Source organism: Mesobacterium pallidum, assembly GCF_019966535.1.
Classification (GTDB): domain Bacteria; phylum Pseudomonadota; class Alphaproteobacteria; order Rhodobacterales; family Rhodobacteraceae; genus Mesobacterium; species Mesobacterium pallidum.
Map to the genome: position 1 here is coordinate 138,011 of NZ_JAIMID010000010.1, position 20,174 is coordinate 158,184.

Sequence of the window (20,174 nt, forward strand, 5' to 3'; positions counted from 1 at the left end):
TCCAAGTGTTGACACATCAATATAGTAGACCATGATCGACGGAGCTCTGCGGAGCGGGGAGGACACCATGTACGATCAGCGTGACGCAACCACAGGCCTTTTCCGACCGGCACTGGTCATCGACGGCGCCCGGGCCACCGCAGCGGCAGAGCTTTCGGTCATCAACCCCGCGACCGGCGCGCCGGTCGGCACCTGCCCTGACATCGACCGGGCGATGTTCGACCTGGCAGTGCGGGCCGCGCGGGCCGGTGCCGATGTCTGGAAGGCGACGCCGATGGAAAGGCGCCGCGAGGCGCTTCGGCTGATGGCCGACCGGATCGAGGCGAACCTCGACAGCCTGACCGCGATGCTGACGGCCGAGCAGGGAAAGCCGCTTGCCGCCGCGCGTGGCGAGATCGCCAATACCGCGCTGACGATCCGCGAAGTGGCCGATCTGGACCTGCCGCCCGAGGTTCTTCAGGATGACGAAACCCTGCGCATCGAACGCCACCGCGTCCCGCTTGGCGTGGTCGCGGCCATTGCCCCGTGGAATTTCCCGATCAAGCTGGGCTACTGGAAGGTGGCGCCGGCGCTTCTCACCGGTAATGCCGTGATCCTGAAGCCGTCGCCGTTCACCCCGCTTACGACCCTTGCCATTGGCGAGCTGATCCACGACCTGCTGCCCAGGGGCGTTTTTCAGACCGTCGCGGGCGGCGATGCCGTCGGCCCCTGGCTGACCGAGCATCCGGATATCGACAAGGTCAGCTTTACCGGGTCGTCCGCCACCGGATCGCGCGTGATGGCCAGTGCGTCCGGGTCGCTGAAGCGGGTCACGCTGGAACTGGGTGGCAACGATGCGGCGATCGTGCTCGACGATGCCGATGTCGAGACGGTCGTGCCCAAGGTGTTCTGGGCCGCGTTCCGAAACTCGGGCCAGGTCTGCATCGCGTCCAAGCGCATATATGTGCACGACAGCCTGTTCGACGCCTTTCGGGATCGCTTTGTGGCCATGGCGAAATCCGTGCGGGTCGGCAATGGCGTTGAGGACGGGATCGAACTTGGCCCGATCCAGAACAAGCTTCAATTCGACAAGGTGATGGCGCTCGTGGCCGACTGCAAGCGGACGGGCCTGGCAGTGCACGAAGGGCCGCTGGATCCCTCGGCCAGCGCTCGCGGCTACTTCGTGCCGGTCACCGTGGTCGAAACCCCCCCCGAAGAGTCCCGCATCGTGCAGGTCGAACCCTTCGGTCCAATTGTGCCACTGCTGAAATACAGCAGCCTTGACGAGGTGATCGGCCGCGTCAACGCGTCCGACTACGGGCTTGGCGGTTCCGTCTGGACCAGCGATCCGGGCCGTGGCGCCGAGGTGGCCGCCCGGATCGACAGCGGCATCGTCTGGATCAACGACGCGCAGGCCATCAACACCGTGACGCCTTTCGGCGGAATGAAGAAGTCCGGCATGGGCGTGGAAAGCGGGATCGAGGGGCTGGCAGAGTACACCGCCGGCAAGACCATCGTCCTGCGACGGGGCTGAAACGCGCATCCGCGTCAATACCTGTTGACCTTTTAAAGGTCTAACCATTTAATCACCTAAAATATTCGGGCCGCATGGAGGATTCGCGGCTCCGGAGAACCGGGCGACACTGCCCACAAAAGGGAGGAGCCATTCGTGGCAATCACAAAGCATATCCGCGCGGCAGCGTTGTCTTCGGTCATGGCCATCGCGGCCGGCGCCGCAAGTGCCGAGGACGTCGTCCTGCGCTATTCCAACTGGCTTCCGTCGGGCCACCTTCTGGAAAGCGTATTCAACGACTTCTTCGCACAGGTCGAGGATGCGACCGAAGGGCGTGTGACCTTCGAAACCTTTCCGAAGGTCGTCGGCAGTGTTCCGGCGCAGCTCGAGGTGGTGGCCAACGGGCAGGCCGATGTCGCCTTCTTCGTGACTGCCTACAAGCCGGACCGGTTCCCGATGGCCCGGGCTTTCGAGCTGCCCTTCGTCTGCAATGACCTGTCGGCCAAGGTCGCGACCCTGAACGCCTATTACACCGAGAACTTCAGCCGGTTCGGCGAATTCGGGGATGATGTCCACGTCCTGTCCCTGTTCTCCACGTCCGAAGCACAGCTGTTCACATCCGACGACAAGGTCGAGAGCATTGCGGACATGAAGGGTCTCAAGATCCGGACCGGGGGCGGCACCATGGTCCGCACCGCCGAGCTTCTGGACATTGTCCCCGTCGCCAAGCCGGTGAGCGAAGTCTACGAGATCCTGTCCGCAGGCATCGCGGACGGCGTCATGACACCGGCCGAGGTCATCAAGAGTTTCGGCCTGGTCGATCTGACCCGAAACGCCGTCCTGGTCGAAGGCGGAATCGCCTCGGGTGCGATCCTGTCGCTGATCATGAACGCGGACAAGTGGGACCAGATCAGCCCCGAGGACCAGGCCGCGATCACCGAGCTGGGCGGCAACGCCATGGCCCAGGCCACGGTCGAGAAATACGCCGCCGCCGACAAGGCGTCCTATGACGCGATGATCGCGGCAGGCGGCTCGGTGGCCGAGGCAACGCCCGAGATGGTCGACGAGCTCAAGCAGGCGCTGGCGCCGATCCGGGCCGACTGGGTGGCAGAAGCCAAGGCTGCCGGCCTCGAGGATCCCGAGGCCGCAATCGAGAGCATCACCGCCATGTGCCAGGGTTGATCCCGGCACCATGGCACGCCTGGTTGCTCTCTTCGAAACGATCTTAACGGGGGCGATGTCCATCGCCCTCGTCGCGCTGATGGGCGTCGTCACCTGCGACGTGATCGGGCGAAACCTGTTCGATCACCCCTTGATCTGGGCCGGCGAGATCGTAGAAATCCTTGTCGCCTTGTCCGTCGTGCTGGGCTTTCCCCTGCTCGCCCTTCACGGGCGGCACATCACGGTCGCTATCCTGCCGGTCAATGGCGCGGCAGAGCGGATCATCGGCCTTTTCGGGGCGGTCCTGTCGGCGGCGATGTTCGCGCTGGTGTCCTATGTGCTGTTCAAGCATGGCGGCGATCTGAAAAGCTGGGGCGAGAACACCATGATCATGCGCCTGCCGCTGTGGATCTTCGCGCTGGCGCTCGGGGTGCTGTTCGGCCTGTCGGCGATCGCCTTTCTGATTCCGGGGCGATGGGTCACCACAGACCTTCCGGACAGCGAGGTCTGACATGGCCGCCGCGCTTTTGTCATTCGTCGCGCTCTTTGCCATGATCGCGATACGGGTTCCGATCGCGGTCGCCCTCATGGCCACCGGGGTTGCAGGTTACTGGGCCCTCGTCGGGCTGAAGCCGATGCTGGGCATGGTCTCGATCACCGTCTGGGACTTCAGCTTTTCCTACACCCTGTCGGCGATTCCCCTGTTCGTTCTCATGGGCAACATCGTCGCGCGGTCGGGCATCGCCGAAGACCTGTTCGGCGCCGCGGAGCTCTGGCTTGCCCGGTTCAAGGGAGGGCTTGCCGTCGCCACCGTGTCGGCCTGCGCGGGGTTCGGCGCGATCTGCGGCTCCTCCGCGGCGACGGCCGCGACCATGTCCCGCGTCGCGCTGCCCTCGATGCGCAGACGCGGCTACGACGACGGATTGTCGGCCGCGACCGTGGCGGCGGGCGGCACGCTTGGAATCCTGATCCCGCCGTCGATCCTTCTGCTGACCTATGGCATCTTCACCCAGACCCACATCGGCAAGCTCTTTGCCGCCGGCATCATTCCGGGGCTCATCGGCGTCGCGGGGTATATCGTCGCGATCCGCTGGGTCACCTGGCGTACCCCCGGATCCGCGCCCGACATCACCGATCGCCCGGATATCGGGACGCGCCTCAGGGGACTGTTCAGGATCTGGCCCGTCCTTGCGTTGTTCGTCCTGGTCATGGGGGGCATCTACGGCGGCTTCATGACCTCGACCGAGGCGTCGGGCATCGGCGCCGCCGGGGCGCTGGTCCTTGCCGCTGCGCGCAAGGGCTTCGGCTGGCGCAAGTTCAGGCTTGTCCTGTGGGAAAGCGGGATCCTGTCGGCCACGATCTTTGCCATCATACTGGGCGCGGCGGTCTATACCGAGTTCCTGAACCAGTCGGGCATTCACACCACCCTGATCAGTGCGATCACCGGGTCGTCCATCCCGGGCTGGGGCGTGATCCTGATCATCATTGGGATCTACATCGTGCTGGGCTGCGTGCTGGAAAGCGTGGCGCTGGTTCTGCTGACGATCCCGTTGTTCTTTCCCGTGGTCATGGCGCTTGGCTACGACCCGGTATGGTTCGGCATCCTGCTGGTCCTCGTGACCGAACTTGGCCTCATCACGCCGCCCATCGGGCTCAACCTGTTCATCATCCAGGCGGCGGCCGGAAACATCCGGCTTGGCACCATCATTCGCGGCATCGTTCCGTTCATCGTGCTCGACGTGATCCGCGTTCTCATCATCGCCTTCATCCCCGCGCTGTCGCTCTGGCTGCCGGGGATCCTGTTCTAACCAAACGGTCGGAAAGAGCCGTCATCGCACCTTAGGGAGAACCTGAAATGCTTGATCAATCCATCGACGACCTGATCCCCGATCACGGGACATACGCCGATCTCGAACGTCAGCACCAGATGTACACGGATCTGCGCGACGGCGACCCGGTCCATTGGACCGAACCGGCCGGCTACCGTCCGTTCTGGACCATCACCAAGTACAATGACATCATGGAAATCGAGCGCCAGCAGGACAAGTTCCTGGCCCAGCCCCGCTCCAAGCTGTTCCCGATCGAATTCGAGAGGAAGATGGCCGAGGCGACGGGCGGCAAGGCCCATTTCGGCCGGGCGATCTCGCAGATGGATCAACCCGATCACCGGATCTTCCGGGGCATTGCCAACGAATGGTTCATGCCGAACGCGCTTGAACGTATCCGGCCGGATGTCGATGCGCTGGCCGAACGCTCGATGAAGGAGTTCCGGGCCCTCGGTTCGGACATGGACTTCTACCATGACGTCGCCTCGCCCTATCCGCTGCGGGTCATCATGCTGATCCTCGGCTGCGATTTCGCGGACGAGCCGCGCCTGCGCGCCGCCACCAACGGCTATTTTGCCGGCAACGATCCCGAGATGTCGGGCGGCATGGACATCATCAAGGCGACGCAGGAATACTTTGCCTATTTCGAGCCCATCGCGGCAGAGCGGCGCAGGAACCCCTCGGACGACGTGGCCTCGATCATCGCGAACACGAAGATCGACGGCGCCTATATCGACGATGGCATCGTCAAGATGTACTACGTCGCGCTGGCGGGGGCGGGGCACGACACCACCGGATCGACCAGCGCCGGCGGCGTTCTGGCCATGATGCAGAACCCGTCGGAATGGGACAAGCTCAAGGCCGATCCCGAACTGACCAAGCTGGCGGTCGAAGAGATGATCCGCTGGGTGTCGCCGGTCAAGCACTTCATGCGCACCGCGGCGGTCGATTACGAGCTGCGCGGCAAGACCATCAAGGCGGGCGACAGCCTAATGCTGGCCTATCCCTCGGGCAACCGGGACGAAGAGATCTTCGAAGACCCGTTCACCTTCCGGATCGACCGCAAGCCCAACCGCCACATGGGGTTCGGGTTCGGGCCGCATATCTGCCTGGGCATGTCGCTGGCCCGGATGGAACTGCAGATATTCTTCCGCAAGCTGATGCCGCTGGTCAAGCGGTTCGAGCTGACCGGCACGCCGCGCTGGACGCAGACCAACTTCGTCGGCGGGCTCAAGCATCTGCCGGTCCATGTGGAGTGGGAGTGACCCTGCCATGCCGCTGACCATCCGGGCCGCCGTGACGCCGGCCGAGGGCGCGCCGTTCGACCTGCGCGACGTCACGCTCGACGATCCGCGACCGGACGAGATCCTCGTCCGCATCGCGGGGGTCGGGCTGTGCCATACCGACCTCGTGGCCCGCGACGGCGGCATGCGGGCCGCCTTCCCGGCGCTCTTCGGGCACGAGGGGGCAGGGGTGGTCGAAAGGGTCGGGGCCGGGGTCACCAAGGTGACGCCCGGCGACCATGTCGTGTTGACCTTCAATTCCTGCGGCCAGTGCCCGCGCTGCGCCGCGCTTGAGCCGTCCTATTGCGTGGACAGGAATGCCTACAATTACGCGGGCAGGCGCCCAGACGGCGACGCGCTGGTGACCGATGCCGGTGCGCCGATCCATGCGAACTTCTTCGGGCAATCCTCCTTTGCGACCCATGCGATCGCCAATGAACGCAACACGGTCCGGATCGACAAGGCGATGCCGCTGGACCTGGCGGGCGCGCTGGGGTGCGGGATTCAGACCGGGGCAGGGGCGGTCATGCGCTCGTTGTCATGCGAGGCCGGCAGTTCCATCGTCATCATCGGTGGCGGATCGGTGGGCCTTGCCGCGGTCATCGGTGCAAGGCTTCAGGGCTGCGGACCGATCATCGTGATCGAACCCCATGCCGTGCGCCGCGACCTGGCCAGGGAGTTGGGCGCGACCCATGCGCTGGCCATCGGCGAGGAGGGTCAGGTCCGCGCGCTCATGCCGCTTGGCGTCGATTATGTCCTCGACACCTCCGGGGTTCCGGGGGCCTTTGCCCATGCGCCGGATTACCTGCGCTCGCGCGGGACCTTCGGGTTCCTGGGCGTGCCGCCGATGGCGCAGGCCGACGCGGCGCTGCCGGGCAGCCTGCGGCAGGTGATGGGCGGCGGGTTCACCTATCGCGGTATCGTCGAAGGCGACAGCGATCCGGATGCGTTCATCCCCGAGCTGGTCGCCCATCACCTTGCAGGGCGGTTGCCCATCGACCGGTTCACCAGGGTCTACCCGCTGTCGGCCATCAACGATGCCGTGCATGACCAGGAGACAGGCGTTTGCGTCAAGGCTTGCCTCAAGCCGTGACACCACTCGCCGCCGCCGTCGCGACGCGGTGGCCTTCCCCTTGCGCAGCACGGGAAGGCCACCGGAACAGGCCGGTTTGCCGGCCGATCAGTTCGGGTGCAGGACCACGCCGCCGCAGGCCGAGATGACCTGCCCGGTCACGTAGGACGACAGGTCGGTCGTGAGGAACTCCATCACGTTGGCCATGTCGTCGGTGGTGGCAAAGCGGCGCAGGGCGATCGCTTCCAGCTGCGCATCTGTGCCGACCCCCATCGAGGCGTCAAGCTGCCGTAGCCGTTCGGTCATCACGATGCCCGGCGCGATGGCGTTGACGCGGATGCCATGCGGGCCAAGCTCGGCTGCGAGGGTTCGGGTCAGGTAGGCCACCCCCGCCTTTGCCGCGCCATAGATGGCGAGGTTCCCGTCGTCGAGCAGGGCGACGCCGGTCTGGGACGAGACGTTCACGATGGCGCCGCTGCCCTGCGTCTTCATCGCGGGCACCACCGCCGCGCAGCAATTATGCGCGGTCTTGAGGTTGGCGTCGATCAGGTAGTCAAAGGCCTCCGGCGTCGTGTCGCTGGCATGGGTGCCGCTGTTGCGGGCCACCGCGACGCCGGCATTGTTCACCAGCACGTCGATCCGCCCGAAGGCCTCGAGCGACCGGCGGGCCAGGTCCTCGGCCGCGGCGCGGTCGATCAGGTTGCCCTCGACCCCGATGGCGCGGCGCCCCAGCGCCTCGATCTCGGCCATGACGGTGTCTGCGGTCAGGGTCTCGCCGATCTTCGCGGCGCCCGCCAGGTTGAGATCCGACACCACCACGTCCGCGCCTAGCCGCGCGAGCCGCAGCGCATAGGCGCGTCCGATCCCGCGCGCCGCCCCGGTCACGATGGCGGTCTTTCCCAGCAGCGGCTCAGTCATGGAACACCACCGATTCGCCAAGGGTGGCGCGTCCGACGCGGGCCTGGTTGGCATGGTAGGTCGTGTCCTCGTAACCGAACGAGATGCCAAAGATCAGCCGGTGGCTGTCGTCCAGGCCAAGTTCCTCGCGGGTGATGCCGCAATACAGGCCAAGCGCCCCCTGCGCGCAGGAGGCGATGCCGCGCGCCGTCATGGCCAGCATCAACGACTGGGCGTACATGCCCAGGTCGACCGCCTCGCGGGCCTCGAAATCGCTGTGCATGAAGATGAACACGGCATGGGGCGCGCCGAAAAACTCGAGGTTGCGCCGGTAGGCCCAATCGCGCCGCGGTCGGTCGTTCCGGTCGATCCCCATCGCCCCGTAGAGCTGCACCGCAGCGTCGATCTGCCGGTCGCGGTAGGTGCCGGTGAACTTGCGCGCGGCAAAGAAATCGGGGTCGGGGGGCACGCCCTGCTTTGCGGCCTCGACCATCCGCTGGCCAAGACGTTCCAGCGCCGCGCCCGAGACGACATGCGGTATCCACGGCTGGATGTTGCAGTTCGACGGGGTCGTCTGCGCGACCTCGAAGATCTCGCGCATCGTCGCCTCGGGCACCTGCTGGTCGGTATAGCCCCGGACCGAGCGCCGCGTGCGCAACGCCTCGTCCACTGTCATCGTGTTGTCTTTGCCTTCGAACATCTGCGTCTCCATCTCGGCGCCGGTCATGAGGAGTACTTTGCCGCCTGGTCCTTCAGGACGAATTTCTGGATCTTGCCCGAGGCGGTCCGCGGCATGGTCTCGATCACCTCGACCGCTTCGGGCCAGTACTGCTTGGCCGCGCCGCTCTTGGCCATCCATTCGGTCAGCTCGTCCATGCCGAAGGCGCCGCCGTCGTTCACCGCGATGAAGGCGCAGCCGCGCTCGCCCATGCGGGCATCGGGGTAGCCGACGATGGCCACGTCCGCCACGCGGGGATGGCGATAAAGGATGCTCTCGATCTCGAAGACGGGCACGTTCTCGCCGCCGCGGATGATGATATCCTTGGACCGCCCGTCGATGCGGATGTAGCCTTCGGCATCCATGTAGGCGAGGTCGCCGGTGTCGAACCAGCCCTCGGCGCTGCGCCCGCCGAGCCCCGGCTTCTTGTAATAGCCCAGGAACTGCTGCGACCCGCGGAAGTAAAGCCGCCCCGTTTCGCCCGTGGGCATCGGGTTCAGCTCTTCGTCGGCGATCAGCAACTCGACCCCGTCGACGGCGCGCCCGTCGGTCGAGGCCGACTTTTCGGCCGCGCGCTCGGGTTCGGTCAACGTGCCCGCCAGCGACTCGGTCATCCCCCATAGCGAGGACACGTTGAGATCGAGAAGATCGCGCGCGCGTTCTACCACGATCGGCGGAATCTGGGCGCCGCCGCACAGGAAGGTGCGCAGTTTCGGCGCCGGCTGGCCTTCTTCGACCTTGCGGCAGATATCCGCGAGGAAGGGGGTGGCGGCCGCCATGTGCGTCACGCCTTCGCGCGTCATGATCGGAACGGCGCCATCCGGAAGCCAGATGTCCATGAGCACCATCGTCCCGCCGTAGTACAGCGTCTGGTACATGACGGCGGTGTAGCCGGTCATGTGCCCGAACGGGGTCGAGCCGATCTGGACGTCCTCCGCGCGCAACCCGAACCGTTCGCCCAGCGACTTGACGCAGGCGATCATCGTGTTCTGGCAATGCATGACGCCCTTGGGCTCTCCGGTGGTGCCCGAGGTGTACATGAGCACGCTCATCGCGCCGGGATCGATCCGCTCCACGTCCTTGGGACCAAGCGGCGCGGCATCGGACCCGGCGATCAGGGCGTCGTAGGAATTCGCACCGTCGCCGCCCACCACGATGACATGGGCCAGATCGGGCAGGTCGGACCTCAGCCCGTCCATCATCGCCTCGAAATCGTGGCCCCGGAATGTCTTGGGCACGATCATCGCCTTGGTTTCCGCGAAGGCGCACATGAAACGCAGCTCGCGTTCCCGGAAGATGTGCATCAACGGGTTCGGCACCGCCCCGATCCGCGTCAGCGCCAAGGCGGAGATCACGAATTCCACCCAGTTGGGCAGCATGATCCCGACCACGTCGCCCTTGCCGATGCCAAGTGCGGAAAAGGCGCCGGCGGCCTTCGACACGGCCTCTCCCAGCTGGCTGTAGCTCAGCGTCGCCACGGGTGCCTCATATCCGGCATCCGCGCGATAGGCCACGATGGCCGTCTTGTCCGGGTCCGCCGCGATGGCCCGGTCCAGCAGGTCGTCGGCGGTCAGATCCTGCCACCACCCCTCCTTGCGCATCCGTTCAGCGTGTGCGGCCCGGTCGAATTTCGACTCGCTCATGTTGTATCCTCCCGTGGATCATGTTGTGCGCAGTCACCCGCGCGGCCTGATTTCTGCCCCGACGCGGTCCCCCGCCCGTCAGTATACGAACCGTCCCGCAGGGTGCGTGCAGGAAATTCCCCCGTCGACCGGCAAGAGCTGGCCGTCGACATAGGCCGAATCGTCGCTGGCCAGGAATGCGACCACGCCCGCCATGTCCGCGACGTAGCCGGGGCGTTGCATCGGCGTGAGCTTGCCCATCCGGCCTTCCTTGCCCTTGTCCCGGGCCCAGTCGAACATCGGTTTCGTGAGACCGGTCTCGGTCAGGCCGGGCAGGATCGCATTGACGCGCGTGTTGCGCCCGGCAAAGGCGCAGGCCGCGGTCTGGGTGAGGTTGTTCACCGCAGCTTTAGCGGCCCCGTAAGCCTCGGTTCCGCCGCGCGCCCGGAGCGAGCCGGTGGACGAATTCAGGATGATTGAGCCGCCACCGTTCTCGATCATGTGGCCGCCCGCGAGCTTGCAGGCGATGAAGGCGGTGATGACGTTGTCGCGGTACATGCCTTCCCAGGCCTCGACGGTCTGCTCGAGAAAGGGTTTCACGCTGTCGGTGTTGCCGGCATTGGCGAAAAAGATCTTCAGGCCGCCATACAAGGCGATGCATCTGTCCACGGCGGCCCGCATCTGCGTCTCGTCTGCGGCATCGGCCACGAAAAGCTCGGCCACATCGCCCGCGGCCGTGATGATGTCGCGGGTCTCGGCCAGGGTGGCTTCGGTCCGACCGACAAGCAGAACCCTGGCGCCCTCGGATGCCAACCGGATCGCCGAGGCGCGCCCGATGCCGCTTCCGGCGCCGGTCACGATGGCCGGCCGTCCCTCGAGTCGTTTCATGGCTCTCCTCCAAACACCATTCCGTTGCGATGTATTATTGCAAGTTAAGTACGGTGCTGTAAAGTACGCTAGCAATCTAATTATCGAGGGAGCCGGGGACATGGCGAACAAGCTGGATCACATCGGGATCTTCGTGGACGATCTGGATGCCGCGATCGCGTTCTACCGAACGGTGATCGGCACCAAGGATCCGATCATCCGCGAGGTGCCGGAACTGAAGCTGAAGCTGGCCTTCTTCACGGACCAGGGGGGCGAGATCATCGAACTCGTCTCGACGACCGGCAAGACCGAGATGGGCCAGGGCGACGTCGTGGTGGCGCTGGAGGTCGAGGATCTGGACGCCGAGATCGCGCGCTACGGCTCGGCCGGTATCAAGGTCCACGACCAGCCGCCGACCGAGAACCTTCCGCTACGGCGCGGCTGGGTGACGAAGGGCGGCGGGATGAATACGATCATCGAGCTGTGTCCCAAGGGCGCGGTCCGGGCCTTTGTCACCGGCGCTGCCTGAGGGCGGCAAGACCACGAGGGGGAGGATACATGGAACCATTGTTCGGGCAGTCCCTGATGCGGCCGCTTCTGCTGTCGATCATCAACGAACACGGCGCGGTTGCGAATTCCGGGTGCAAGGTGATCTGGCGCGACCTTGACGGAACGGTGAAACGCGCGACCTTCGCCGAGGTGAACGCCCGCTCCAAGCAATTGGCCAACGCGCTGACGGCGCGCGGCCTGACGCTGGGCAGTCGCGGCACCACGATCGCGTGGAACACCCAGCGCCACCTCGAGCTGTTCCATGGCCTGACGGGCATCGGCGCGGCGATCCATACCACCAACCCGCGGCTGGCCGCCGACCAGATGAACTTTGTCATCAACGACGGAGGCGGAGAGATCCTGTTCTTCGACGCGGACATGCTGCCCCGTGTCGAAGAGATCGCGGCCGACCTGACCCGGATCCGGGAATTCGTGGTCCTTGCCGACCGGGCCGACATGCCTGAAAGCGCGACACTTGACCTGACCTGTTACGAGGACATGATCGCCGGCGAGGCCCCGGCGTTCGACTGGCCCGAGTTCGACGAACGGACGGCGGCCACGATCTGCTATACCTCCGGCACGACGGGCCTGCCCAAGGGCGTGGTCTATGCGCACCGCGACTGTTTCCTGCAGACCATGACCCTGTGCTCGGTCGCCTGGCTGCCGGTGCCGGCGGCGAACCCGCTGGTGATGATGCCGCTGGCCCCGATGTTCCATTCCTCGGCCTGGAACTACCCGTTCGGGGCCTTCTACGCCGGGGCCAACCTCGTGCTGTCCGGGCGTGACATGACGTCCGATTCGGTCCTGCACCTGATGCGGGCCGAGGATGTGACCAACCTCGCCACCGCGTCGTCGGTGATGATGGGGCTGCTGCAGCACGTCGACGCGACGGGCGGCGATTTCGGCAAGCTCGAAAGCCTCATCACCGCCTCCACGGGGATGCCGGCGCATATCATCGAACGTCTCGAGACCGAGTTCGGGATCGAAACGGCGCACAACTGGGGCATGACCGAGATCATGTTCGGCTCGACCGGCAAGTTGTCGGGCAGCGAGGCCGCGCTGCCGCTGGCCGGGAAGCTGAAATACAAGACGACCGACGGGCGCCAGACGCCGGGGATGACCTTCAGGCTGGTCGATGACGACGGGCAGCCGGTGCCGCATGACGGCAAGTCGCAGGGCCACCTGCGGGTCAAGGCGCTGTGGTCGACCAAGAGCTATCTCAACAAGCCGGACGGCTCGGCCACGGATGCGGACGGGTGGCTGATCACCGGCGACATCGCGACGATCGATCCCAAGGGCTACATGAAGATCGTCGATCGGGCCAAGGACCTGATCAAGTCCGGCGGCGAGTGGATTGCCTCGATCGACCTCGAGAACGCCGCGCTGTCGCACCCGGGTGTGGCGCAGGTCGCCGCGATTGCGGTCGATCACGACAAGTTCCAGGAACGGCCGTTGCTGGTGGTCGTGCCCAAACCCGGCGCGACGGTGACCGAGCGGGAGATCCTCGACATCATGCGTCCGAAGATGGCGAAGTGGTGGCTGCCGGAAGCGGTGGTCTTCGTCGACCGGGTCGAGGTGAACGCGAACGGCAAGATCCGCAAGAACCTGCTGCGTGATACCTACAGGCAGTACCTCACGCAGGGGGTGTGCTGATCGCGCGCCCTGCCGGCCCGGCCGCGCATGGTCCCGGCTGATCCCGGTACGCGCGGGGCCCGATACGCGCGGGGCCCGATACGCGCGGGGCCCGATACGCGCGGGGCCCGAGCGGCCGGGGCAGGCCGTTCGAACCCTCCTGCGTCGCGATGATCAGCCGATCTTCCGGTCGCGGCCGTCCCAGAACGGATCGCGCAGCACATTCTTCTGGATCTTTCCCGCCGGGCCGACCGGCAGGGGATCGGTCTGGAACGAAATGCTCTTGGGACATTTGTAGCCGCCGATGCGTGTGCGGCAATGGGCGATCAGGCCGGCCTGGTCCGCCGCATGGCCGGGGCGCAGGACCACGACAGCATGAACCGCCTCGCCCCATTCCTCGGACGGGATGCCGATGACGGCGCATTCCATGACCGCCGGATGGGCGTAGAGCGCACGCTCGACCTCGATAGAATAGACGTTCTCGCCGCCGGTCACGATCATGTCCTTCACGCGGTCCGCGACATAGAGATAGCCGTCGGCATCCACGTGCCCCGCATCGCCGGAATGCATCCACCCGTCCTTCAACGCCGCCGCCGTCGCCGCAGCCTTGCCGAGGTATCCGGCCATGAGATAGTCCGACTTCATCAGGATTTCGCCGGTCTCGCCGACAGGCAGCTCGGTCCCGGTTTCGGGGTCGGCGATGCGGATCTCGACGCCCGGCGCAGGCTGGCCGCAGGCGCCGATGCGGTGCGCCTTGGGGCCGTCGAAGACGTGGTCGCGCCAGCGCAGCATCGTCGCGAAGCCGCCCGTCTCGGTCATCCCGTAAATCTGGTAGAAGCGCCAGCCGGGCAGTTTGCGTGCGGCTTCCTCCATCAGCTCGCGCGGCATGGGAGAGCCGCCATAGACCAGCGTACGAAGCGAGGACAGGTCGTGCTGCGCAAAATCCGCGTGGTTCAGCATCATCGTGATCATCGTCGGCACCATCACCGCATTGGTGACCCGGTGGGTGCTGATCGCACGCATCATCGCCACCGGCTCGAACTTGGGCAGGACCACATGCGTGCCGCCGGCCAGCGTGATGTAAAGCGCGGGGTTCGCGGCAGAGAAATGGAAGAACCCGCCGACATAGGCGAAACTCAGATCCTCGACATCCGGCAACATGGCAAGGTAGGCAACGGTCGCCTCGCAAAGCGCCTGGTGCGTAAAGACGACGCCCTTGGGATCGCCCGTCGTCCCTCCGGTGTAGAAGACGGCGTAGACGTCATCGCCCGCGCGCCCCGCATCCGGGCCCGGTTCCGTCGTGGCAATGAGGTCCTCGTAGGACAGCATCCCCTCGGGCGTCTCGCCTTCGCCCATGTAGATCACGGCCTTCAGCGCAAAGCGGGCGGCAAGGTCGCGGGCCTGGTCGACGAAATCGGTGCCGACGAACAGCACCTGCGCCCGGCAATCGTTCAGGGCATAGAGGTTTTCCGCAGCCGACCAGCGCACGTTCATCGGCGCAAAGCATCCGCCGGCGTAGGGTATGGCGAAGAACAGCTCCACGTAGCGGTCCGAGTTCATCGACAGGACGGCGACAAAGGCATCGCGGTCGAGGCCGAGCCGCGCGAGGGCCGTGCCCATCCGCGCCGCCCGGTCGGCAAAGCGCGTCCAGTCCTGCTGCCGGTCCTGGTAGACAGTCGCGGTTCCGGCGGGGTTGGCCATGCGGGCCTGCCGCATGAACTGTGTGATTTGCATGTGTCGTCCTCCCTGCCATTCGGACTTGTGCCGTGGCCTCAATTTAGGTTAGCTTGATTAAAGTAAACTAGCGAACGACAATCTGATCAACAGGAAATCCATGGCCGGACCCCTTTCAGACGTAAGAATCGTCGAGATGTCGGCGCAGGGCCCCGCCCCTTTCGCCGGCGCCCTGCTGGCCGATTTCGGCGCGGACGTCGTGGTCATCGACCGGCCGCAGCAAAGCGGCTGGACCCCCGACGTGGCGCGCAAGTACGACTTTTACATGCGCAACAAGCGGTCCGTCGGGATCGACCTGAAGTCCGATGCGGGCCGAGCGCAGGCGCTTGCGCTGATCGGCAAGGCGGACGTGCTGATCGAAGGCTATCGGCCGGGCGTGATGGAACGGCTCGGGCTGGGCCCGGACGCCTGTCTTGCGGCCAATCCGGCGCTTGTCTACGGGCGCATGACCGGATGGGGCCAGGATGGGCCGATGGCGCAGGAGGCGGGGCACGACATCAATTACCTCGCGCTGACCGGCGCCCTGCATGCGATCGGGCAGGCAGATGCGCCGCCGCCGCCGCCGCTGAACCTCGTGGCCGATCTGGGCGGCGGGGGCATGTTCCTGGTCATGGGCATCCTGACCGCCCTGCACGAGGCGCGCAACAGCGGGCAGGGGCAGGTCGTGGATTGCGCGATGATCGACGGGGTGGCCCAGCTGATGTCCGCGTTCCAGGCGTTCCGACAGCAGGGCAGCTGGTCGGGCAACCGGCAGGACAACATCGTCGATGGCGGCGCGCCGCAGTTCGGCACATTCGAGACAAAGGACGGCAAGTACGTCGCGCTGGGCGCGATGGAGCCGAAGTTCTGGGCCAACCTTCTGGCGGTTCTGGGCCTGCGCGAAGACGAGATCCCCAGCCGCGACGACCGCGCCAACTGGCCCGCGCTGCGCAGCCTCTTCGCCGGGCTCTTCCGCAGCCGCACCCGGGACGAATGGGTTGCCGCGATGACGGGCAAGGATGCCTGTTTCGCGCCGGTCCTGTCCATAGACGAGGCCTGGTCGCATCCGCAGATGACCGCCCGCGCGACGTTTGGAGAGATGGACGGGCTGCGCTATCCGAACCCGGCACCAAGACTGAGCCGCACGCCGGGCAGGCATCGCGCCCCAGCGCCCGAGCCCGGGGCGCAGACGGAGGAAGTGATCGCGGACTGGCTGGGAGACACAGCATGATATTCAACGAGGACCAGCTGGCACTCAAGGACGCGGCAGAGCGGTTTGCCCGGGACGTGCTGCTGCCCGGCTACCAAAGGCGCGAACACGAGGCGATGCCGCGGGATCTGGCGCGCGAGATGGGCGCGCTTGGCCTGCTTGGCACCGACCTGCCCGAGGAGGTCGGCGGGCTTGGCGAAAGTTCGATCACCACGGGCATGGTGGCCGAGGCGCTGGCCCTTGGCGACTTCAACATGGCCGCGCTGCCGGTGAACATCTCGCTCAATGCCGCTGTCCTGTTGCAGCACGGCACGCGGGACATCATCGACGAATGGGTGCCGCAGATGATTTCGGGCGACAAGCTCATGGCGATCTGCCTGACCGAGCCGCGCGGCGGATCGGACGCGGCCCATGTCTCGCTGCGGGCGACAAGGAAAGGGTCGGACTATGTCCTGAAGGGCGAAAAGACCTCGATCACCTTCGCGGATTGCGCCGACATCTTCATCGTGTTCGCCCGGACCGGCAGCCCCGAGGATGGCGCGCGTGGCGTTTCGGCCTTCTTCATTCCCGAGGGCACGCCCGGCATCGAGCGGCTCAAGTTCGAGGACGTCGGCCACCGGGTCGTCGGGCGCGGCTCGCTCTTCTTCGACGACGTTGTGGTGCCCGAATGGTGCCGCCTGGGCCCCGAAGGGTCGGGCTTTACGCAGGTCATGCATGGGTTCGACTACTCCCGGGCGCTCATCGCGCTGGAATGTGCGGGCGCGGCGCAGGCATCGCTGGACGAGACCTGGGGCTACGTCAAGGAACGGGAGGCCTTCGGCCGGCCCATCGGCCAGTTCCAGGGCGTGAGCTTTCCGCTGGCCGAGGGCGAATCCCACATCATGGCCATTCGACAGCTCGCCTATCATACGCTCGAGCTGCGCGAGGCCGGGATGCCGCATACGGCCGAGGCGGCGATGTGCAAGTGGATGGGGCCGCGCTATGCCTTCGAGGCCATCCACAACTGCATTCTGATGTCGGGGCACTACGGCTATTCCTTCGATCTCCCGCACCAGCAACGGATGCGCGACGTGATGGGGCTGGAAATCGGCGACGGTACGGCCGGCATTATGAAGCAGGTCATCGCGCGCCAGAAGATCGGGCGGATCGCCGTGCCCTATTGAGCGGTGCATCCGCGACGGACACACTAACGATTTCGGATTTTGAATGGGCAGATCGACCTACGAAGCCCTCAGCCGCCAGATTTGGTTCGCTACCTCACAAAATCCTTTCCGCAAGCAAACAAATACGCTAATGTACTATAAATGAGGCTTCATATCTTTCGCGTGAGGGCCATGCGCTTCGGGGAGGGGCGGTCGGGTCACCCATCACGCGGAACCGAGTGAAGCCTCGGACATGAAATGGCGAAACGGGATCGCCACAAGGGGAGGACACCATGTCATTCAAGAAAAAACTGCTTGCGGCTTCGGCCTTGACGGCAATCGGTCTGGCCGCGCCGGCCTTGGCCGAGGTCAAGATCGGCTACCTGTCGGACCTGTCCGGCGGCTCGTCGGCCCTGACCGGCAAGAGCTCTCAGGTCGCGATCGAGATGGCCATCGAGGATTTCGGCGGCACGGTGAACGGTGAGCCGATCGAGCTTCTGGTTGCGGATCAGCTGAACAAGCCCGACGTCGGACTGGGCATCGCGCGGGAATGGATCGACGTCGAGAACGTCGACATGATCTTCTCGGTCGACAACTCTGCCGTGGCGCTCGCGGTAAGCCCGCTTGCCGCAGAGAACAACACGATGTTCATCACCGGCGCGTCGTCCACCGCGATGACCAACGACAGCTGCCAGCCCTACCAGGTGCAGATGCTGATGGACACCTACGGCCTGGCCCGCGCAATCACCGTGCCGCTGGTCGAGGACGGGCTGGGCAACTGGTTCTTCATCACCATCGACTATGCTTTCGGTCATGACCTCGAAGCCAAGGGCGTCGACGGCATCAAGTCCGTTGGCGGCAACGTGGTGGGTACGGTGCGGCACTCGCCGCAGGCCACCGATTTCTCGGCCTTCCTGCTGGAAGCGACGGCAAAGGGCGCCGACACGATCGGCATGGCCACCTTTGGCCCGGCGCAGATTGCCATCGTCAAGCAGGCGGCGGAATTCGGGATCGACCTGCCGCTGGTGCCCTATTTCATGTCGATCGAGGACATCAATTCGGCCGGGATCGAGAACCTGCAGGGCGTGCGCGGCGCGATCCAGTTCTACTGGGACGAAAACGACGCCACCCGCGCCTTCGCCAAGCGGTTCGAAGAGCGCTACAGCCGCCCGCCGACCTTCACGAACGCGATGCACTACGAGATGATCACGCATTACCTCAAGGCCGTGGAAGCGGCCGGCACGGACGAGGCGGAAGCGGTCAACGCCAAGCTGCGCGAAATGCCCATCGCGCTGATCAACGGGGCCACCGGTTCGATCCGCGCGGACGGCCGGGTCTCGCGCCCGATGTACACCTACCGTACCAAGTCCTCGGACGAGATGACGGGCAAGTGGGACTTCCTCGAACTGACCGGCATGGCAGAGGGCGACAGCCTGCTGCTCCCGGCCGAGGAGAGCACCTGCGCACTGCTGAAGTAACGTGACAAGACTGACCCGCCGGGCCGGAATGTTCCGGCCCGGCGAGTTCGCATAAGGGGAGCGAGCGACGTGGCGGATTACGTACTGCAGGCCAAGGGCATCACCAAGAGTTTCGGCGCCTTCAAGGCGGTGGATACAGTCGACCTGGATATCGAGAAGGGCGAGATCCACGCCATGATCGGACCCAACGGCGCCGGAAAGACGACCTGCTTCAACCTTCTGACCGGAGACCTGCCGCTGACATCAGGCACGATCCATCTCGAGGGTCGGAACATCTCGGGCATGTCGATGGACCGGATCGCACGGCGGGGGCTGGTGCGCAGCTATCAGATCTCTTCGATCTTTCCGGACTTCACCGTGCTCAACAACGTGCGGTTCGCGTTGCAGCGCAAGCGGGGGCAAAGCCTCGACTTCTGGCGCTCGGAACGCACGCTTGACGATCTGAACGCGCGCGCGCTCGAACTGCTCGAGGATCTCGGGCTGGCCGATGTGGCGGGCGAAAGGGCGGCCGAGCTGTCCTATGGCAAGAAGCGTGCGCTCGAGATCGCGACCACGCTGGCCCTCGATCCCTCGGTCCTGCTGCTGGACGAGCCGACCTCGGGCATGGGGCGCGAAGATATCGGCCGCGTGGTCGACCTGATCCGCAAGGTGGCCAAGGGCCGGACCGTGCTGATGGTCGAACACAACCTGTCGGTCGTCGAGGGTCTGTGCGACCGGATCACCGTGCTGGCCCGGGGCCAGGTCATCGCGCGCGGCCGCTATGCCGAAGTCGCCAAGGACCCGCTGGTGGTCGAAGCCTATCTGGGAGCGGCACATGCTTGATATTGCAGATCTCGACGCCTGGTACGGCGAAAGCCACGTCCTGCACGGGCTGAACATGCAGGTGCCGGACGGTAAGGTCGTGTCCCTGCTCGGTCGCAACGGCGCGGGCAAGACGACGACGATGCGCACCATCATGGGTCTGATGGGCAAGGTGCGGGGCCGGCTCTCCTACGAAGGGACCGACCTGCTCAAGCTCCGCCCCGACCAGGTGGCGCGCAAGGGCATCGCCCTGTGCCCCGAGGATCGGGCAATCTTTCCGTCGCTGTCGGTGCACGAGAACCTGATGCTGCCGCCGATCATCGCCCAGGGTGGCATGTCGGTCGAGCACATCTACGAGCTGTTTCCCAACATCAAGGAACGCAGCAGCAGCCGCGGCACGCAATTGTCGGGTGGCGAGCAGCAGATGCTCGCGATCGCCCGCATCCTGCGCACCGGTGCCAAATTCCTGCTGCTGGACGAGCCGACCGAAGGACTTGCGCCGGTCATCGTCCAGCAGATCTCGCGCACGCTCGCCGAGATCAAGGAGATGGGCTACACCATCCTGCTGGTCGAGCAGAATGCCCATTTCGTGCAGGGCATCGCGGATATCCACTACCTGATCGAGAACGGCCACATCGTGGACCGGCTCGAGGCCGGCGAGTTCGAAAAGAACATCGCCAAGGTCGACAAACTTCTGGGACTGTGAGGGGC

18 protein-coding genes are annotated in these 20,174 nt (G+C 65.3%); 13 read left to right on the top strand and 5 right to left on the bottom strand.

What is annotated here, in order from left to right; genetic code table 11:
• Nucleotides 1–67 precede the first annotated feature (67 nt).
• The 6 genes from MF270_RS15865 to MF270_RS15890 all read left to right on the top strand — a co-directional run bounded on the left by MF270_RS15865 (nucleotide 68) and on the right by MF270_RS15890 (nucleotide 6,855).
• Nucleotides 68–1,513 carry an aldehyde dehydrogenase family protein gene (locus MF270_RS15865; RefSeq protein WP_238366884.1) on the top strand — a complete coding sequence of 482 codons (1,446 nt, stop codon included), beginning with the start codon at nucleotides 68–70 and terminating at the stop codon, nucleotides 1,511–1,513.
• Nucleotides 1,514–1,648: 135 nt separating this feature from the next.
• A complete protein-coding gene (locus MF270_RS15870) occupies nucleotides 1,649–2,674 on the top strand; it encodes a TRAP transporter substrate-binding protein (RefSeq protein WP_238366885.1) in 1,026 nt (341 codons plus the stop codon).
• Between the two features lie 55 nt (nucleotides 2,675–2,729).
• Nucleotides 2,730–3,164: a TRAP transporter small permease gene (locus tag MF270_RS15875; protein WP_238366886.1), complete on the top strand. Its 435-nt coding sequence runs from the start codon at nucleotides 2,730–2,732 to the stop codon at nucleotides 3,162–3,164.
• Between the two features lies 1 nt (nucleotide 3,165).
• Entirely contained in the window at nucleotides 3,166–4,461 is a 1,296-nt protein-coding gene (locus tag MF270_RS15880) for a TRAP transporter large permease (protein ID WP_238366887.1), read from the top strand.
• Between the two features lie 47 nt (nucleotides 4,462–4,508).
• Nucleotides 4,509–5,744, top strand: a complete 1,236-nt coding sequence (locus MF270_RS15885; protein ID WP_238366888.1) for a cytochrome P450 — start codon at nucleotides 4,509–4,511, stop codon at nucleotides 5,742–5,744.
• A 7-nt stretch (nucleotides 5,745–5,751) separates the two neighbouring features.
• Complete coding sequence (locus MF270_RS15890; protein WP_238366889.1) at nucleotides 5,752–6,855, top strand: NAD(P)-dependent alcohol dehydrogenase; 1,104 nt, start codon at nucleotides 5,752–5,754, stop codon at nucleotides 6,853–6,855.
• Between the two features lie 87 nt (nucleotides 6,856–6,942).
• Here the strand turns inward: MF270_RS15890 and MF270_RS15895 are convergent, their stop codons facing one another.
• From MF270_RS15895 to MF270_RS15910, 4 genes are all read right to left on the bottom strand, one after another.
• Nucleotides 6,943–7,752: an SDR family NAD(P)-dependent oxidoreductase gene (locus MF270_RS15895; protein ID WP_238366890.1), complete on the bottom strand. Its 810-nt coding sequence runs from the start codon at nucleotides 7,750–7,752 to the stop codon at nucleotides 6,943–6,945.
• On the bottom strand, nucleotides 7,745–8,458 hold the full coding sequence (locus MF270_RS15900) for a nitroreductase (protein WP_238366891.1): 714 nt from the start codon (nucleotides 8,456–8,458) through the stop codon (nucleotides 7,745–7,747). The genes MF270_RS15895 and MF270_RS15900 overlap by 8 nt, the downstream gene beginning before the upstream one ends.
• A complete protein-coding gene (locus MF270_RS15905) occupies nucleotides 8,455–10,092 on the bottom strand; it encodes an AMP-binding protein (protein ID WP_238366892.1) in 1,638 nt (545 codons plus the stop codon). The genes MF270_RS15900 and MF270_RS15905 overlap by 4 nt, the downstream gene beginning before the upstream one ends.
• Nucleotides 10,093–10,170: 78 nt before the next feature.
• Nucleotides 10,171–10,959, bottom strand: coding sequence for an SDR family NAD(P)-dependent oxidoreductase (locus MF270_RS15910; protein ID WP_238366893.1), 789 nt, complete (start codon nucleotides 10,957–10,959; stop codon nucleotides 10,171–10,173).
• 100 nt (nucleotides 10,960–11,059) lie between these two features.
• On the opposite strand from MF270_RS15910, the gene MF270_RS15915 reads away from it, so the two are divergent.
• A complete protein-coding gene (locus MF270_RS15915) occupies nucleotides 11,060–11,467 on the top strand; it encodes a VOC family protein (RefSeq protein WP_238366894.1) in 408 nt (135 codons plus the stop codon).
• 29 nt (nucleotides 11,468–11,496) lie between these two features.
• Nucleotides 11,497–13,140: an AMP-binding protein gene (locus MF270_RS15920; protein WP_238366895.1), complete on the top strand. Its 1,644-nt coding sequence runs from the start codon at nucleotides 11,497–11,499 to the stop codon at nucleotides 13,138–13,140.
• Between the two features lie 153 nt (nucleotides 13,141–13,293).
• Here MF270_RS15920 and MF270_RS15925 read toward each other — a convergent pair whose 3' ends face one another.
• Nucleotides 13,294–14,853, bottom strand: a complete 1,560-nt coding sequence (locus tag MF270_RS15925) for a long-chain-fatty-acid--CoA ligase (RefSeq protein ID WP_238366896.1) — start codon at nucleotides 14,851–14,853, stop codon at nucleotides 13,294–13,296.
• Between the two features lie 100 nt (nucleotides 14,854–14,953).
• Here MF270_RS15925 and MF270_RS15930 point away from each other — a divergent pair, with 100 nt between their 5' ends.
• From MF270_RS15930 to MF270_RS15950, 5 genes are all read left to right on the top strand, one after another.
• Nucleotides 14,954–16,063: a CaiB/BaiF CoA transferase family protein gene (locus tag MF270_RS15930; RefSeq protein WP_238366897.1), complete on the top strand. Its 1,110-nt coding sequence runs from the start codon at nucleotides 14,954–14,956 to the stop codon at nucleotides 16,061–16,063.
• Complete coding sequence (locus MF270_RS15935) at nucleotides 16,060–17,205, top strand: acyl-CoA dehydrogenase family protein (RefSeq protein WP_238366898.1); 1,146 nt, start codon at nucleotides 16,060–16,062, stop codon at nucleotides 17,203–17,205. Before MF270_RS15930 ends, MF270_RS15935 begins: the two co-directional genes overlap by 4 nt.
• A gap of 272 nt (nucleotides 17,206–17,477) precedes the next feature.
• Complete coding sequence (locus MF270_RS15940; RefSeq protein ID WP_238366899.1) at nucleotides 17,478–18,662, top strand: ABC transporter substrate-binding protein; 1,185 nt, start codon at nucleotides 17,478–17,480, stop codon at nucleotides 18,660–18,662.
• Between the two features lie 69 nt (nucleotides 18,663–18,731).
• Complete coding sequence (locus MF270_RS15945) at nucleotides 18,732–19,484, top strand: ABC transporter ATP-binding protein (protein WP_238366900.1); 753 nt, start codon at nucleotides 18,732–18,734, stop codon at nucleotides 19,482–19,484.
• Nucleotides 19,477–20,169: an ABC transporter ATP-binding protein gene (locus tag MF270_RS15950; protein ID WP_238366901.1), complete on the top strand. Its 693-nt coding sequence runs from the start codon at nucleotides 19,477–19,479 to the stop codon at nucleotides 20,167–20,169. Before MF270_RS15945 ends, MF270_RS15950 begins: the two co-directional genes overlap by 8 nt.
• Nucleotides 20,170–20,174: the final 5 nt, after the last annotated feature.